This is a genomic window from Massilia sp. TS11, assembly GCF_022012445.1.
GTDB lineage: Bacteria > Pseudomonadota > Gammaproteobacteria > Burkholderiales > Burkholderiaceae_D > Telluria.
In genome coordinates, this window is the sequence record NZ_JAKLTS010000006.1 from 273,250 (window position 1) to 288,772 (window position 15,523).

The following is a 15,523-nucleotide window of genomic DNA, read 5'->3' on the forward strand; positions in this document are numbered from 1 at the left end:
GCTCAGGCCGCCTCCACCACGACCTCGGCGCGCAGGGAGTTGGCGATGTAGCAGCGTTCATGCGCCTCGTGGTGCAGCGCGGCCAGCTGGTCCGGCGTGGGCGCGGCGCCGCCGAACACGATCTGCGGGCGCAGGCGGATGCGGGTGATGGCGATGCGGCCGCGCTCGTCGGTGTCCATGTGGCCGACGGCCTGGTCGGTGTAGCTGTCGATCACCAGGCCGGCGCGCGCCGCCAGCCACAGGAAGAACAGCATGTGGCAGCTGGCGGTCGCGGCCACCAGGGCTTCCTCGGGATCGACGGCGGCCGGGTCGCTGAAAGGCAGCGGCACCGACAGTGGCGAGGACGAGGCGCGCACCAGGGCGCCGCCATCGAAGGCCCAGTCGTGGGCGCGGCTGTAGGCATTGTCGGTAAAAGTCTGGTCCGCGCGGGTCCAGTGGATGCGGGCGTGGTAGTCGTGCATGGCTTGGGCACAGAACGTGAGGGAGCGTCCATGCTAGCGCATGTGTTGACAGGCGGACAGGGCCAATTGGGCCCGGGCAGGGCGGGCCATTGGCCGCCCGAAATTTAGTTCAGCTCGCGTTGCTGGCGCTGGCGTTCGCGCAACAGTTCGGTGCTGACGACGTCGCGCGCGGTCTTGCAGTTGCGCCCGTCGGTGGAGTCCTGCCAGGCTTGCTGTTCGTGGGAATTCATGGTCGCGTACTCGCGCGACAGGAACAGCTTGCACTGTTCGGTCACGGTGCGCGCTTCGTCCAGATTGCGCCGGTAGTAGGACACGGATTTGACGGTGAAGCCGGTATCGAATTCTTCCGATCCGCAGGCCGTCAATAGGGGGAGGGTGCCGAGCAGGGTGAGGGCGGTCCGCCAGCCGTGCACGGTTCCGAATTTGGGGATGTTCAGCATCTTTCCACTCCTGTCTGCAGCGCTGTACCAGGGTCGGGGGCACAGTGGGTGTAATATTGCCACAAAGCAATAGGCGGCGCAAGTGGGGGGCGGCTATACTGGTGGCTATGACTGTCCATCGCTGCCGCTGGGCCAATCCGGCCAATCCCTTGTATCTTGCTTACCACGACCATGAGTGGGGCGTGCCCTGCCATGACGAGACGCGCCTGTTCGAGATGCTCAATCTCGAGGGCGCGCAGGCGGGCCTGAGCTGGGAAACCATCCTCAACAAGCGCGAAAACTACCGTCAGGCCTTCGACCAGTGGGATGCGCACGCGATCGCGGCCTATGGCGAGGACAAGGTGGCCGCGCTGCTGGCCAATCCCGGCATCGTGCGCAACCGCCTCAAGGTGCGCGCCTGCATCACGAACGCCCAGGCCTATCTGCGCATGCGCGCAGCCGGCCTCACGCTCGACAGCTATCTGTGGGCCTGGGTCGACGGCCAGCCCCGGGTCAACCGCTTCAAGGACGGCGAGCGCCCGGCGCGCACCGACCTGTCGGACGCCATCTCCAAGGACCTCGGCAAGCGCGGCTTCAAATTCGTCGGCTCGACCATCATCTACGCCTACATGCAGGGCATCGGCATGGTCAACGACCACGATCCGGACTGCTTCTGCCGATGATGCTCGCCGCCCTGCGCGCCGCCTGGCAGGGCCGGGCGCGCTTTACCGTCCTGCTGGCGGGCGACGCCGATCCCGCCCCGCTGATCGCGGCCTGGCAGGCCGAGCATGCGGACGGCGCGCGCCTGCACCTGATCGTGCTGCAGGCCGAGGGCCCCTTGCCCGGCATGCAGCGCCACCCGCAGGCTGATGCGCGCGTGACCCTGGACTGGCTGGTGGCCCCGGCCTGGCAGGGCCTGAGCGAACTGCGCGTCCAGCTCGACGCCGTCCATCTGCAGCAAATTGCCGGACACGACTGGTGCCGCCTGCTGGCGCGCCTGTGCGTGCCGGGCGCCATCCTGACGGCGGACGCGCTCGACGCGGCCCAGCGCCACGGCCTCGAGGCGCAGGGCTTCGCCTTCGATCGGCCGGACCTCGCCCGCTACATGAGCCGCAAACCGATGCCGCCCGCCGCCCCCGCGCCGGCCCGCACGGCTGTGGTGCTCGGCGCCGGCGTGGCCGGCTGCAGCGTGGCCGAGCGCCTGTGCGCGCGCGGCTGGCAGGTCAGCCTGCTCGACCAGCATGCGGCGCCGGCCCAGGAGGCCTCGGGCAATCTGGCCGGGATTTTCATGCCCATCCTGTCCAAGGACGACGCCGTGCCGACGCGCCTGACGCGGGCCGCCTATCTGTTCGCGCTGCGCTACTGGCAGGGCCTGGGCGGGGTTGGCCAAGCCTTCCTCGGCGCCCAGTGCGGGGTGCTGCATCTGGCGCGCGACGCCGCCCATGCCGCCACCCAGCGCGAGATCGCGGCGCGCTGGGGCTACCCGGCCGACTTCGCCCGCTGGCTGGAGGCGCCCGAGGCCAGCGCCCTGCTCGGGTATGCGGCCCCGCACGGGGCCTGGCACTTTCCTGCGGCCGGCTGGGCGCGCCCGGCCAGCGCCTGCGCCGCTATGCTGGACGCGGCCGGTCCGCGTCTGCAGCGCCAGTTCGGCACCGGCCCGCTGCAGATCGCGCCGGACGCCGACGGCTGGCAGGTGCAAACTGCTGCCGGCGCGACCCTGGCCCGCAGCCCCACCCTGATCCTAGCCAGCGGCGCGGCAGCGCTGCCGCCGCTGGCAGCGCTGCCGATCAGCAGCGTGCGCGGCCAGGTCAGCCATCTCGATGCGGCGCATGCGCCGGCCCTGTCGCTGGTGGTCTGCGGCGAAGCCTATGTGACGCCGCTGCATGCCGGCGTGGCCTGCGCCGGCGCCAGCTACGACCTGCATCAGGGGCGCGCGCTCGACCCGGTCAGCCATGCCGACAATCTGGCGCGCGCCAGCCAGCTGCTCGGCTGCGATCTGCACGGCGCGCCGCTGGCCGGGCGGGTCGGCTTTCGCGCCGTCGCGCCCGACCGCCTGCCTCTGGTCGGGGCGCTGCCGGCCGCCAGCCAGGCCGGACGCAGCGAACGCCTGCGCGATCTGGCGCGCCAGCCGGGCCTGTACGCGGCGCTCGGCTATGCCTCGCGCGGCCTGATCTGGGCGCCGCTGATGGCCGAACTGCTGGTCGCCCAGCTCGAGGGCGAACCGCTGCCCCTCGAAGCCAGCCTGGCCGAGGCCCTCGACCCGGGCCGCTTCCTGTTGCGGGCACGCCGCAAAGGTGTTTCCTGAGCACGCTTCAGCGGGCCCCGCTATAATTGTTACATGGCAATTTTTGCGGCCCCCAATGCCGCCCGCGAAAGGCCCCGCCATGATGGAAGACGATCACAGCAGTCACCCCGACCTGTTCATGTTTCTGGCCTCGACGGCGCACGACATGAAGAATTCGGTCAGTGTCCTGTCCGGCACGCTGGAAAGCCTGCTCGGCAAGGCGGACCCGGCCATGCAGGAGGCGGTCCCGCAGATGGCGCACATGCTCTACCAGACCAAGCGCCTCAACGATAATCTGATCCAGCTGCTGGCCCTGTACAAGCAGGTCGGCACGCCCGCCTATCCGTTCGAAGTGCAGCCGCAGGAAGTCGGCCAGCTGGTGCAGCAGGTGATTTCGGCCGAGCGCGTGCTGCTGCAGTCCAAGGGCATCCAGCTGGCGCTCGACGTTGACCCGCAGCAGATCTGGTATTTCGATGAGGACCTGATCATCGGCCTGCTCTGCCACGCGCTGAACAACGCCATCAACTACACCCAGGACAAGATCCGCCTCGCCATCGCCGAGGAGGACGGCTATCTGGTGCTGCGCGTCGAAGACAATGGGCGCGGCTATCCGCCCGCCATGCTGGCCGCCGGCCAGGCCATGCTGTCGGGCCAGCGCAGCGGCGTCAACTTCCGCACCAATAGCACCGGCTTGGGCCTGTTCTTCGCCAGCGAAGTCGCGCGCATGCACCGCGCCCACGGCCGCACGGGCAGCGTCAGCCTGGAAAACGGCGGCGCATACGGCGGCGGCTGCTTTATCCTGCGCCTGCCTTAGGAGGCCCGATGAACGGCACCTTGCGCGCGGTCTCCTCGCCCAGCTTCAATGCCTCCTCCGTCAACTGGGCGGAAAAGAACTATCTGGTCGTCGACGATTTCGCCGGGATTCGCCAGCTGCTGCGCGAAAGCCTGCGCAATCTGGGCGCGAAGAACATCGACCAGGCCAGCAGCGGCGGCGAGGCCATCGTCGCGCTCGGCCGCACGCGCTACGACGTGGTGCTGTGCGACTTCAACCTCGGCGACGGCAAGAACGGCCAGCAGGTGCTGGAGGAAATCCGCGCGCGCAGCCTGCTGCTGCCGAGCGCCGTGTTCCTCATGGTCTCGGCCGAGAAGAGCGTCGAGTCGGTGATGGGCGCGGCCGAGCACCAGCCCGACGCCTACCTGATCAAGCCGATCACCGAGGGCGTGCTGCTGACCCGCCTGAACCGCGTCTGGCACAAGAAGCAGGTGTTCCGCGAGATCGACCAGGCCTATGCCGACCGCGATTTTCTGCGCGCCGCGCGTATCTGCGACGAGCAGATTCAGCTGAACAAAATCCACGAGATCGACCTGCTGCGCATGAAGGCCACGCTGCTGATGAAGGCGGGCGAGCCGGACAAGGCCAAGGCCGTCTACGAGCGCATCCTGCAGGAGCGCGAATTCCAATGGGCGCGCGTTGGCCTGGGCAAGATCCGCATGGCCAATGGCGAGTACGAGGCCGCGCGCCAGATCTTCCAGGGTATCATCGTCGAGAACCGTTTCTACATGGACGCCTACGACCAGCTGGCCGCCGCCTATCAGCATATGGGCCAGCACGAGGACGCCTGCACGATCCTGGAACGGGCGGCCCAGATTTCGCCCAATTCGGTCACGCGCCAGCGCAGCCTTGGCCAAGTGGCTCTGCGCCTGGGCAATTACGGCATTGCCGAGAAGGCCTTCCGCAAGTGCATCGCCGTCGGCGAATACTCGGTCAACAAGACGCCGGAAGCCTATTTCGGCCTGGCACGCGTGTGCGGCCAGAAGAACGAAACCAAGGAAGCGCTGAACCTGCTGCTGACGGCCCAGCGCGAATTCTCGACCGATCTGGTGCAGCTGCGCGCCAAGATCACCGAGGGCCTGATCTATCACGAAAGCGGCGACTTCCGGCGCGCGCGCCTGACCGGCGATGAGCTCGAACAGATGCTCAATCAGAATCCGGAGCGGCCGGACGTGCCGACCTGTCTGGAACTGGCCACGCTGCTGTTCGCGGTCGGGGTCAAGGAGGCGCCGGTCGATCTGTTGTGCTACGTGATCCGCAATAACCACGACAATGCCCTGCTGCTCGACGACGTCCAGAAGATCTTCGACAAGGCGCGCATGGGCGATGAGGGCAACCGCCTGATCATGGCTTCGCGCAAGGAAGCGGCCGACATGATGAACCAGGGCGTGCTGCTGTGGAAGACCGGCAAGCTGTTCGAGGCCGTCGAATGGATGCGCGGCGCGCGCAAGGCCCTGCCGAACAATCTGCGGATTCTGTTCAATGCCGCCCAGATTCTGATTTCAACCCTGCAGCAGAAGGGCTACGACGACGCCCTGGCCGCCGAGACGGCCGAGGTGCTGCGCCACGTCGACAAGATTTCGCCGGGGCAGCAGCGCTTCGCCCAGCTGATGGAACAGCTGGCGCAGCTCAATCCGGCGCGCGACCTGGCGCCGGAGGCTGCGTCCAGCTAGGGCGCTCAGGACCAGCCGCCGCCGAGCGCCTTGATCAGGGCCACCGTGGCCTGGAAGCGCGCCGCCTTCACCTGCAGCGCCTGCTGGCGGCTGGCCAGTTCGGTGCGGCGCGCATCGAGCACTTCGAGCTGCCCGATCATGCCATTGCGGTAGCGGCTTTCCGACAGCAGCAGGGCGCGCGCGGCCGACTGCACGGCGCTGGCCTGGACCGCCTCCTGCGCCTGCAGCAGCTGCAGCGCGGCCAGCTGATCCTCCACATCCTTGAAGGCCTGCAGCAGCTGGGCGCGGTAGTCGGCCGCCGCCAGATCGGCCGCGCCGGCGGCCGCCTGCACCCCGGCCGTGCGGCGTCCGCCATCGAACAGCGGCGTACTCAGCAGCGCCTGCGCGCCCCACAGTCCGGCCCCGCCCTTGAGCAGCTGCGACAGCTCGCTGCTGGCGCTGCCGCCGGCCATGGTCAGACTCAGGCTCGGGAACCAGGCATGGCGCGCGGCCTCGATGCGCAGGTCGGCCGCATCGAGGCTGGCGCGCGCCGCCGCCAGATCGGGCCGGCGCGCCAGCATCGTGCTGGGCAGACCGGCCGGCACGGCCGGCAGCTTGCCGTCCCACATGGCTTCGTCCAGATGGAAGGCGCCCGGACGGGCGCCGACCAGCACGGCCAGGGTCGATTCCAGGCTCTGGCGCTGGCGCTCGAGGGCCAGGGCGCGTGCGCGCGTCGCGTTGACTTCGGCGCGCAGGCGCTCGACATCGAGCTCGGACAGATCGCCCTGGGCCTGGCGGCGCAGCGTCAGGTCGAGGCTTTCCTGATAGGCGGTGACGGTGGCCAGCATCAGGGCGCGCTCGGCGTCCAGTGCGCGCAGCGCGAAATAGTTCTGGGCCACGTCGGCCTGCACCAGCAGGCGCGCCTGGGCCAGCAGCTGGGCGGCGGCGGTGGCGTCCAGGCGGGCCGCGCGGCTGGCATCCGACAGCCGCCCCATCAGGTCGACTTCGTACGAGGCCCCGAGGCGCAGCGCATGCAGGGTGCCGGGCGTGGTCTGGGCGCTGCCGCCCTGGCGCGTGCTGGCCAGGCTCAGATCGAGCTGGGGCAGGCGCGCCGCATCGCTCAGGCCGCTCAATGCGCGCGCCTGGCGCAGCCGCGCTGTGGCCGCCTGCACGCTGGTGCTTTGCTGCAGGGCCTGCTCCACGAGCTGGGCCAGCTGGGCGTCGTCGAACAGCTGCCACCAGTCGGCGCGCAGGCTGGCCGCGGCGCTGGCGTCGGCATGCTGGAAGCTGGCCGGCACCTCCGGCAGGGCGGGCTGGGGCGCGCGCACGATCTCGGCGCAGCCGGCCAGGGCCAGGGCGGCCACGAGTATGCTGAATTTCATCATTTCACTCCTTCCTGCACGGGATGGGTCCCGGCAAAGGCTTCGGCGGTATGGCTGTGCTGGCCATGCCAGGTCAGGGCGCGCGCCCCGCTCAGCTGGCGCAGCAGCGCATAGAACACCGGGGTCAGGTAAAGGCCGAAGGCGGTCACGCCGATCATTCCCGAGAACACGGCCACGCCCATGGCCGAGCGCATTTCGGCGCCGGCCCCCGTCGACAGCACCAGAGGCAGCACGCCCATGATGAAGGCGACCGAGGTCATCAGGATCGGGCGCAGGCGCAGGCGCGCCGCTTCGATGGCGGCCTGGAGCGGCGTGCGGCCGGCGAATTCGAGCTCGCGCGCAAACTCCACGATCAGAATCGCGTTCTTGGCCGACAGGCCGACCAGCACCATCAGGCCGATCTGGGTGAACACATTATTGTCGCCGCGCGTCAGCCAGACGCCGGTCATGGCGGCGAACAGGGCCATCGGCACGATCAGCAGAATCGCCAGCGGCAGGCTCAGGCTTTCATACTGGGCGGCCAGCACCATGAACACCAGCAAGATCGCGAGCGGGAAGATCCACAGCGCCGAATTGCCGGCCAGGATTTCCTGATAGGTGAGCTCGGTCCATTCGAAGCTGATGCCCTTGGGCAGGGTCTCGGCCGCGATGCGCTTGACCGCGTCCTGCGCCTGGCCCGAGCTGTAGCCGGGCGCCGGGCCACCATTGATGTCGGCCGCGAGGAAGCCGTTGTAGCGCATCGCCCGTTCCGGGCCGACCGTGTTCTCGACCTGCATCAGGGCCGACAGCGGCACCATGCTGCCATTGGCCGCGCGCACCTTGAGCTGGCCGATGTCCTCGGCGCGCGCGCGGTAGGGCGCGTCGGCCTGGACGCGGACCGAGTAGGTGCGGCCGAACTTGTTGAAGTCATTCACATACATGCTCCCCAAATAGGTCTGCATCGTGTCGAACACATCGGTGACGGCCACCCCCAGCTGCTGGGCCTTGGTGCGGTCGAGATTGGCATACAGCTGGGGCACATTCACCTTGTAGCTGGTGAACAGACCGGCCAGCTCGGGCGCCTGGCTGGCCTTGGCCATGAAGGCCTTGAGCGCCTCGTCCAGGGCCTCGTAGCCGAGGCCGGCGCGGTCTTCGAGCTGCAGCTTGAAGCCGCCCGTCGTGCCCAGGCCCTGCACCGGCGGGGGTGGGAACATGACGATGAAGGCATCCTGAATCTGCGCATACGCGCCGTTGAGCTGGCCGGCGATGGCCCCCGCCGCCAGGCCCTTGCGCTGTTCAAATGGCTTGAGCGTGACGAACACGATGCCCGAGTTGGCGCTATTCGTGAAGCCATTGATCGACAGGCCGGGGAAGGCCACGGCGTGGTCGACGCCGGGGGTCTTCAGGGTGATGTCGGTCATGCGCCGGATCACGTCTTCGGTACGGTCGAGGCTGGCGCCATCGGGCAGCTGGGCAAAGCCGATCAGGTATTCCTTGTCCTGGGCCGGCACAAAGCCGCCCGGCACCGCCTTGAACAGGCCGAGCGTCAGCAGCACCAGGCCGGCGTACAGGATCAGGGCGGGCGCCTTGCGCCGGATCGCGCCCTGCACCCCGCGCCCATAGCGCTCCGAGCCGCGCTGGAACCAGGCATTGAAGGCGGCGAAGAAGCGGCCGAATACTTTGTCCATGGCGCGCGTCAGCCCATCCTTGGGGGCATCGTGGCCGCGCAGCAGCAGGGCGGCCAGGGCCGGCGACAGGGTCAGCGAATTGATCGCCGAGATCACTGTCGAGATGGCGATGGTCAGCGCGAACTGGCGGTAGAACTGGCCGGTCAGGCCCGAGATAAAGGCCAGCGGCACGAACACCGCCACCAGCACCAGGGCGATCGCGATGATCGGGCCGGACACTTCGCGCATGGCGCGGTAGGTGGCGTCGCGCGGCGACAGGCCGGCCTCGATATTGCGCTCGACGTTCTCGACCACGACGATGGCGTCGTCGACCACGATGCCGATCGCCAGCACCAGGCCGAACAGGCTGAGGGCATTGATCGAAAAGCCGAACACATGCATGACGGCGAAGGTGCCGATCACCGACACCGGCACAGCCAGCAGCGGAATGATCGAGGCGCGCCAGGTCTGCAGGAACAGGATCACCACGATCACCACCAGGGTGATGGCTTCGAGCAGGGTGTGCACGACCGAGGCGATCGAGGCGCGCACGAACTGGGTCGGGTCGTACACGATTTCGAAGTCGACGCCTTCGGGCATGCGCTGCTTGAGCTCGGCCATGGTGGCGCGCACCTGGTCCGAAATCTCGATTGCGTTCGAGCCCGGTGCGGCAAACACGGGAATCGCCACCGCATCCTTATTGTCGAGCAGCGAACGCAGCGCATAGCTGGACGCGCCCAGTTCCAGGCGGCCCAGGTCGCGCAGGCGCACGACGGCGCCATTGGCCTCGGTCTTGACGATGATGTCGCCGAATTCCTCCTCGCTCTGCAGGCGGCCGGCCGCATTGATCGACAGCTGCAGATCGACGCCGGCCAGGCCGGGCGAGGCGCCGACCACACCGGCGGCGGCCTGCACGTTCTGGGCGCGGATCGCGCCGACCACGTCGCTCGCGGCCAGGCCGTGCTGGGCCACCTTGTGCGGATCGAGCCAGACCCGCATCGCGTAGTCGCCCGAGCCGAACAGCTGGACGTCGCCCACGCCCGGCAGGCGCGCCAGCCGGTCCTTGACGTTCAGCAGCGCGTAGTTGCGCAGATAGGTCATGTCGTAGCGGCCATTACGCGACAGCAGGTGCACGACCATGGTCAGGTCGGGCGAGCTTTTCACCGTCGCCACGCCGAGCCGCTGGACTTCCTGCGGCAGACGCGGAATCGCCTGGGCCACGCGGTTTTGCACCAGCTGCTGGGCCTTGTCCGGATCGGTGCCCAGCTTGAAGGTGACGGTCAGGGTCATCAGGCCGTCGGTGGTGGCCTGACTTCCCATGTACAGCATCCCGTCGACGCCATTGATCGATTCCTCGAGCGGCGTGGCCACCGTTTCGGCGATGACCTTGGGATTGGCGCCCGGGTAGTTGGCGCGCACCACGATCTGCGGCGGCACCACTTCCGGGTACTCGGAGATGGGCAGGCCGAACAGCGCGATCAGCCCGGCCACCACCATCAGCGCCGAAATCACGCCGGCGAAGATGGGGCGGTCAATAAAGAATTTGGAGAGGTTCATGCGTGTCCTTTCGTTCAGCTGCGGGCGGCGCCCGGGGCGGCGGCCTGCATCCCGACCACGCTTGGCGCCAGCAGGGCGCCCGGGATGACGCGCTGCAGGCCATTGACCACGATGCGTTCACCCGGCTTCAGCCCCGACTTGACGATGCGCAGGCCATCGGCCATCGGGCCCAGTTCGACCTGGCGGTACTCGGCCTTGTTGTCGGCGCCGACCACCATCACGAAGCGCTTGCCCTGATCGGTGCCGAGCGCCCGTTCGGCCACGCGCACGGCCGCGATCTTCTGCACGTCGCCCAGGCGCAGGCGGGCGAACTGGCCCGGCACCAGCTGGCCCTCGGGGTTGTCGAACACGGCGCGCAGGCGCACCGTGCCGCTGCGCGCGTCGACATGGTTGTCGACCAGCTGCAGATGGCCCTGCAGCGGCGTGCCGCTCTGCGTCGCCGTGCCCAGCTGGACCGGCACCTTGTGCAGCTGGCCGCGTGCGCCCAGCAGCTTGCCGACCACGGCCTCGTCGCCATCGAAGCTGGCGTAGATCGGGCTGATCGAGACGATGGTGGTCAGCACCGGCGCGGCCGGGCCGGCCGCCACCTGGTTGCCGACCGTGATTTCGAGCTTGCCCACGCGCCCGCTGATCGGCGCGCGCACCTGGGTGTAGCCCAGGTTCAGGCGGGCCGACTGCAGCGCCGCCTGGGCCGCCTGCAGATTGGCCTGGGCCTCGTGCAGGGCGTTGGTGCGCTCGTCGAATTCGCGCTGGGCGATGGCGCGGTCGGCCAGCAGGCGCTGGGCGCGCGCCTGTTCGGTCTGGGCCAGCTGCAGGCGCGCCTGGGCAGCCGTCACCTGGGCCTGGGCCCGTTCGGCCTCGGCCGCGTAGGGCGCCGGATCGAGCGTGAGCAGCAGCTCGCCCTGCTTGACGAGGGCCCCTTCGCGAAAGTGCACGGCCTGCACCAGACCGGCCACGCGCGGCCGCAGTTCCACATGCTCGACCGCTTCCAGGCGGCCCGAGAATTCTTCCCACACGGCGACCGGCTCGGCCGCTACCTGGGCCACCGAGACCGGAATCGCGACCGGGCCGGCCTGGGCCGGCGGCGCCGCCGACACGCCATGGTGCAGCAGCAGGGCGCCGGTGGCGAGGCTGAGGCCGACGGCTGCGGCGATGCCGGCTTTCCGCAGCGGCGACCAGGATTGCAGAGGGATCTTCTTCATGACTCTTCCTTTTTTTGAGAAAAAAAGCCCCCATCCGCGTGCATGCGCAGATTTCAAGAGGGAACATCAAACAGGCTAGACCTCCCCACGATGGGAAGGTCAAGGATGAATTCGGGCGGCTGCCCGGTGTGTCAGGATCTGAGGCAAAGTGTAGAAATGATTATGCCGGACAGCTAGTCCGATCCTCGCGGCTTTTTGCCCATTTCTATTTTCATTTTAGAATCGACCCGCAGCGCTTGCGTATTTGTCGCGTTTCTTTGCACGATAGTCCAAACGCGCCGCCGGGCGCAGGACAAGCGCGGCTTTCCGGATTAAGGTGGCAGCATGCTGACTTCATTTACCCGTGCCGATCCCGACGACCGTTCCGCCGAACAGGTGCGGTTGACGGTCATGCGCGCCGAACTGGCCAATCAGCTCGAGCGCCATACCGGCGGGGCCGACGGCGTCTACCCGACCGCCATCCCCGCGCTGACGCTGGTGCGCGCCTCGCAGAGCACGCATCCGTCCTGCGGCCTGTTCCAGCCGGCCTTCTGCATGCTGGCGCGCGGCAGCAAGCGCCTGATGCTGTGCGACGAGGTGTATATCTACGACCCGACGCGCTATCTGGTGGTGTCGCAGAACCTGCCGCTGACGGGGCAGGTGGTCAATGCCAGTTCGGATATGCCGTATCTGGGCCTGAAGCTCGAATTCGACGCGCGCGAGATCGCCAGCCTGGTGCTGGAGCTGAAACAGGTGGAATACGGGCGCGGCCCGAAATGCCCGCGCGGCCTGTACACGGGCGACGTCACCACCACCCTGCTCGACGCCACGCTGCGCCTGGTGAACCTGCTCGACACGCCCGAGGACATTCCGACCCTGGCGGCCCTGATCACGCGCGAAATTCTGTACCGTCTGCTGCGCTCGAACGATGGCTGGGCGCTGGCCCAGATGGCCATGAAGGACACGCACAGCAACCGCATCACCCAGGCGATCAGCTGGCTGCAGACGCATTACCGCGAGCCGCTGCACGTGGCCGAGCTGGCCAGGGAAGTGCATATGAGCGTGTCCTCGCTGCACAGCCATTTCAAGGCTGTGACGGCGATGAGCCCGCTGCAATTCCAGAAGCTGCTGCGCCTGCAGGAGGCGCGCCGCATCATGCTGACCGAGGCCGTCGATGCCGGTCTGGCCGGCCACCGCGTCGGCTACGAGAGCCAGTCCCAGTTCAACCGCGAGTACAGCCGCCTGTTCGGCGCGCCGCCGGCACGCGACATCAAACGCCTGCGCGAAGAGCAGCTGGCCTGAGGCGGCCGCTGAGTTGGCCGCCGAGTTGGCGGCTCAGGCCGCCGGCTTGGTGCTGCGGCGCGGCTTGGCGCTGCTGGCCTTGGGTTTGGCCTTCGCCTTGGCGGCCGGCTTGGGCTTGGCCGTGGCGGCGCTGCTGGCGGTCGGCTTGGCGGCGCGCTTGCGGATCGGCTGGCTGACGGCCTTGCTGGCATTGGCCGCAAACTTGGTGGCCGCATCCTGGGCCATGGCGGCCGCGCCGGCGATGGCGTCGGCGCTCATGGCCGAGCTGACCGCCTGCTTGAACTGATCCTGCAGCATATTCCACCAGACCGAAGGATTGCCCATCGCGGCGGCGGCCGCGGCGGCCCCGGCCGGGGCGTCGGCGTCCTCGGTTTCCTCGGGCTCGTCGGGCGCCGGTGCGGGCGCGGCTGTGCTCGGCGCGGCCTCAGCCTTGGCCTCGCCCTGCGGGAACAGGGCCGAGACGAAGGGCGCGGCCGCCAGGATCGACTTGTCGCTGGCGCCCGGCTGCTTGACGGCATTGGCGAGGCTGGCGCCCATCGACTTCAGGGTGGCGATGGTGCCGCGCTGGACTTCGAGCGCCTGAATGGTCGAGCGCAGCATGCTGGCATTGACGTTCAGCCAGGCTTCCACCGTCTGCAGTTCGGCGATCTTCTTGTCGAGCTCTTCGACCGACAGCGTGGGCGTGGCCATATTACTCATGCTCATGCCGGGCACATTCATGCTGCCCCACAGGGTTTTGACGAAGTCGAGCGTGTCCGTCATGACGCCGACACCAGGAAGATTCGGCAGCGAGGGTTTGATCATAGGGCCTCCGGCAAGTGGTGGCTTAGCGTAGCAGAATTGGGCGGTCAGCGGAACGGCGGGGTGGCACGTTACACTAGCAATATGCGTGCTGTGTCTTTCCTGTCCCGGCAGCGCCGCTGGCTGCTGCTTGCCGGCCTGAGCGTGCTGCTGCATCTGCTGGCCCTGGATTGGGTCACGGCCGCCATTGGTCCGCCCGCCGCGCCCGAACTGGCCGCCCCGAGTCCGATCGTGGCGCAGTTGCGCGCCGCCCCGCCGCCCAAGCCGCTGGTCCCGCCCAAAGCGCCGCCGCCACCCAAGCCGCGCCCGCTGCCACCGGTGCCGCCGGCCGCAGCGCCCGAGCCCGCCCCCAGCGTCGGCGCCACGCTCATGCCCGAGGCGCCGCCGCCCGAAGCGCCCGCGTCTGCTGCTCCCGAGCAAACGAGCGCGCTCGCCGCCGCGTCCGCGTTAGCATCGTCTGCGTTGGCCGAAGTGGCCGCGGCCCAGGGCAGCACGGGCAGCGCCCAGCGGTTCAAGGTCAGCCTGCCGCCCTCGGCCGACATCGTGCTCGAAGTCACCCGCAAGGACGCCGATGGCGCGCTCTGGCACGGCGCCGGGGCCCTGGCCTGGCGGCTCGAAGGGCCGCGCTACCGCATGGTGCTGGAGGCGAGCGTGCGCATCATCGTGCGCCTGAACCTGCTGGAGCTGACCAGCGCGGGCCGCATCGACGAGGCTGGCCTGGCGCCCGAGTCGAGCACGGAAAAACGGCGCGGGCGGGCCCGCACGGCCACCCATTTCGACTACGCGGGCAAGCGCATCACGTTTTCCGCGGCCGAGCGCAGCGAAGCCCTGGTCGAAGGCGCGCAGGACAAGCTCAGCCTGCTGATGCAGCTGGCCGGCATCGCCCGCGCCGATCCGCAGCAGCTGGCGCGCGAGATCGACATCCAGGTCGGCGAGGAGCGCGAGGCCACGGTGTTCCGTTTTAGTTTTGTGGGGGAGGAAGAACTCGATACCGCGCTCGGCAAATTGCGTACCTGGCACCTGGTGCGCCTGCCGCGCCCGGGCGCTTACAATGCACGGCTCGATATCTGGCTGGCGCCGGACCGCGACGGCTACCCCGTCCAGATCCGCAACACCGAAGCCAATGGGGCCGTGACCACCCAAACCGTCACCAAAGTCACCACCAGCGAAGCCGGCCAGCCATGAAAGCCACCGTTCTCCTTGCCGCCGCCGTCCTGGCCCTGAGCGCCCAGGCCGGCGAGCACAGCGCCGTCAAACGCCCGGCCAATCTGCCGTCCTCGATGGACCTGGCCTACACGATCAGCGCCAAACAGAAGGGCATACCGCTGGGCGGGCGGGCCGATATCCAGTGGCGCCTGAGCGGCGACAAATACAGCATCCATGCCGAAACGCGCGCCAGCCTGCTGGGCAAAATCCTCGTCAACGACAGCGAGGGCAATGTCGACGCCAATGGCCTGATCCCCGTGCGTTTCTACGAGGAGCGCTTCCGGCGCCCGCCGGTGACGACCAGTTTCAATCAGGAGACCAGGACCATCAGTTTCAGCGAAGGCAAGCTCAGCTACCCGATCAAGGGCGGCGAGCAGGACCGCACCAGCATCACCTGGGCCCTGGTCGGGGCGGCGCGCGCGGCGCCCGAGAAATTCGTCGCCGGCAGCGAGTGGGCGTATTTCGTGGCCGGCCGGCGCGACGCCGAACGCTGGAGCTTCAAGGTCGCCGGCACCGAGGCCATCCAGACCCGCCTGGGCGAGCTGCAGGCGGTCCACCTGGTCAAGGCGCCGCCGCCCGACTCGAAGGACCAGCAGCTCGACATCTGGCTGGCCCCGGCCCAGGACTGGCTGCCCGTGCGCCTGCGTTTTTCCGACGCCGACGGCGACTACGTCGACCAGGTCCTGGAAAAAATTACCAAAAAGTAAAAATGGGGTCAGACCCCGATTTTCCGTCGGGACAAGGGTCGGGTGCTATACTGTCGCCCCTTCTTCGACCTTGACCCATGGACTTTCAGCCGT

General features: G+C 68.4%; 13 protein-coding genes. 7 read left to right on the forward strand and 6 right to left on the reverse strand.

The window, feature by feature from the left end; translation table 11 throughout:
• Positions 1–2: 2 nt before the first annotated feature.
• Both LZ005_RS11780 and LZ005_RS11785 read right to left on the reverse strand, forming a co-directional pair.
• Positions 3–461, reverse strand: coding sequence for an OsmC family protein (locus LZ005_RS11780; protein WP_237808261.1), 459 nt, complete (start codon positions 459–461; stop codon positions 3–5).
• Positions 462–565: 104 nt separating this feature from the next.
• Entirely contained in the window at positions 566–901 is a 336-nt protein-coding gene (locus tag LZ005_RS11785) for a hypothetical protein (protein WP_237808262.1), read from the reverse strand.
• Positions 902–1,008: 107 nt separating this feature from the next.
• Here LZ005_RS11785 and LZ005_RS11790 point away from each other — a divergent pair, with 107 nt between their 5' ends.
• From LZ005_RS11790 to LZ005_RS11805, 4 genes are all read left to right on the forward strand, one after another.
• Positions 1,009–1,563 carry a DNA-3-methyladenine glycosylase I gene (locus LZ005_RS11790; RefSeq protein ID WP_237808263.1) on the forward strand — a complete coding sequence of 185 codons (555 nt, stop codon included), beginning with the start codon at positions 1,009–1,011 and terminating at the stop codon, positions 1,561–1,563.
• Positions 1,560–3,185 carry an FAD-dependent 5-carboxymethylaminomethyl-2-thiouridine(34) oxidoreductase MnmC gene (gene mnmC / locus LZ005_RS11795; RefSeq protein ID WP_237808264.1) on the forward strand — a complete coding sequence of 542 codons (1,626 nt, stop codon included), beginning with the start codon at positions 1,560–1,562 and terminating at the stop codon, positions 3,183–3,185. Before LZ005_RS11790 ends, mnmC begins: the two co-directional genes overlap by 4 nt.
• 79 nt (positions 3,186–3,264) lie before the next feature.
• On the forward strand, positions 3,265–3,978 hold the full coding sequence (locus tag LZ005_RS11800; protein ID WP_307727800.1) for a HAMP domain-containing sensor histidine kinase: 714 nt from the start codon (positions 3,265–3,267) through the stop codon (positions 3,976–3,978).
• 8 nt (positions 3,979–3,986) lie between these two features.
• Positions 3,987–5,669: a tetratricopeptide repeat-containing response regulator gene (locus LZ005_RS11805; RefSeq protein ID WP_237808265.1), complete on the forward strand. Its 1,683-nt coding sequence runs from the start codon at positions 3,987–3,989 to the stop codon at positions 5,667–5,669.
• A 5-nt stretch (positions 5,670–5,674) separates the two neighbouring features.
• Here LZ005_RS11805 and LZ005_RS11810 read toward each other — a convergent pair whose 3' ends face one another.
• Genes LZ005_RS11810 through LZ005_RS11820 form a run of 3 tightly spaced genes read right to left on the reverse strand, consistent with a single transcriptional unit; the run spans position 5,675 to position 11,435 of the window.
• Positions 5,675–7,030, reverse strand: coding sequence for an efflux transporter outer membrane subunit (locus LZ005_RS11810; protein WP_237808266.1), 1,356 nt, complete (start codon positions 7,028–7,030; stop codon positions 5,675–5,677).
• Entirely contained in the window at positions 7,030–10,233 is a 3,204-nt protein-coding gene (locus LZ005_RS11815; protein ID WP_237808267.1) for an efflux RND transporter permease subunit, read from the reverse strand. The genes LZ005_RS11810 and LZ005_RS11815 overlap by 1 nt, the downstream gene beginning before the upstream one ends.
• A 14-nt stretch (positions 10,234–10,247) precedes the next feature.
• The gene (locus LZ005_RS11820; RefSeq protein WP_237808268.1) at positions 10,248–11,435 is read right to left on the reverse strand and encodes an efflux RND transporter periplasmic adaptor subunit; all 1,188 of its coding nucleotides are present in this window, start codon (positions 11,433–11,435) and stop codon (positions 10,248–10,250) included.
• Positions 11,436–11,759: 324 nt separating this feature from the next.
• On the opposite strand from LZ005_RS11820, the gene LZ005_RS11825 reads away from it, so the two are divergent.
• Positions 11,760–12,716, forward strand: coding sequence for an AraC family transcriptional regulator (locus LZ005_RS11825; protein ID WP_237808269.1), 957 nt, complete (start codon positions 11,760–11,762; stop codon positions 12,714–12,716).
• A gap of 33 nt (positions 12,717–12,749) precedes the next feature.
• On the opposite strand, the gene LZ005_RS11830 is transcribed toward LZ005_RS11825, so the two are convergent.
• The gene (locus LZ005_RS11830) at positions 12,750–13,520 is read right to left on the reverse strand and encodes a PhaM family polyhydroxyalkanoate granule multifunctional regulatory protein (protein ID WP_237808270.1); all 771 of its coding nucleotides are present in this window, start codon (positions 13,518–13,520) and stop codon (positions 12,750–12,752) included.
• 81 nt (positions 13,521–13,601) lie between these two features.
• Here LZ005_RS11830 and LZ005_RS11835 point away from each other — a divergent pair, with 81 nt between their 5' ends.
• A complete protein-coding gene (locus LZ005_RS11835) occupies positions 13,602–14,702 on the forward strand; it encodes a DUF3108 domain-containing protein (RefSeq protein ID WP_269106666.1) in 1,101 nt (366 codons plus the stop codon).
• Positions 14,699–15,430 carry a DUF3108 domain-containing protein gene (locus LZ005_RS11840; protein ID WP_237808271.1) on the forward strand — a complete coding sequence of 244 codons (732 nt, stop codon included), beginning with the start codon at positions 14,699–14,701 and terminating at the stop codon, positions 15,428–15,430. Before LZ005_RS11835 ends, LZ005_RS11840 begins: the two co-directional genes overlap by 4 nt.
• The last annotated feature ends 93 nt before the right edge of the window (positions 15,431–15,523 follow it).